The organism is Mesorhizobium sp. P5_C1 (assembly GCF_054049815.1).
Map to the genome: position 1 here is coordinate 1 of NZ_JBFULQ010001141.1, position 926 is coordinate 926.

Annotated in this window: 2 protein-coding genes; one reads left to right on the plus strand and one right to left on the minus strand. The window is 59.5% G+C overall.

The features are described from left to right. On the plus strand, positions 1-534 hold a 534-nt coding region (locus ACXJ7R_RS34450; RefSeq protein ID WP_457155690.1), incomplete at its 5' end, for a methyltransferase domain-containing protein. A gap of 24 nt (positions 535-558) precedes the next feature. Here ACXJ7R_RS34450 and ACXJ7R_RS34455 read toward each other — a convergent pair. Beyond that, positions 559-926, minus strand: a 368-nt coding sequence (locus tag ACXJ7R_RS34455) for a glycosyltransferase (RefSeq protein ID WP_457155691.1), incomplete at its 5' end; no start/stop codon positions are given.

Genomic DNA, 926 nt, shown 5'->3' on the forward strand with positions numbered 1-926 from the left:
GCAGAGGACATCCGAGGGCGCGTCGCGGAGATCGGCGACAATGTCTACACGCACCGTTTTGGCCTGGAGCGGGTTTTGACTTCCGACATTATCGACTCGCCAGAGAGTGCCAATCCTCACGCCACGATGCGCATCGATCTTCAGAACGAGAATGCCGTGGAGGGCGGGCGCCTTGACTGCATCATCGTGACCCAGACGCTGCACATGATCTACGACGTGCGGGGGGCACTTGCAACGATCCACCGCGCCTTGGCACCAAGTGGTGTGGTGTTGGCGACGGTACCAGGCATCACTTCCATCGACGCCCATGACGGGCCAGAAAAGTGGTTCTGGGCCATGACCCAGAGTGCTGCACGACGCCTATTCGAGGAAAGGTTTGGCTCAGCTGGAGTGGAAGTGCAGCAATTCGGCAATGTTCTGGCCGCCACAGCCTTTCTGCAAGGTCTTGCTTTGGAGGAGATCGACCGCGCAAGCCTCGACGTTGTTGACCCCCTTTACCCTGTCATTACCGGGATCAGGGCCACTAAATTCTAATCCTGTGGTCGTGCTACCTGGAATTCAGGGGATGGAGTGGAGGCGGGCCTTATCGGGACGAGATCCTCGCAACTGCCGGAAAATATGACCCGTCAGAGTGGCTGACTGGCGGATATCGAAGCTCGCTTGCGCTCGCCTCACGCTCGCGCCAGCCATCGATTTTAGTCTAACGGGATTGGATAACAGCGAGATAGCCGCGAGGGCGACGCCTTCCCAGTCGCCGGGATATTCCGACACGATGCCGGGCCATTCGGTGGTTCCTATGAGAATCCCGGTCTCGCCCGTAGTGACGATTTCCGGCACGCCACCGACGCCGATCGCCACGACTGGCACGCCAGATGCCATGGCCTCCAGGATGGTAAGCGGCATCGCATCAGCGCGCGAAGTATGCA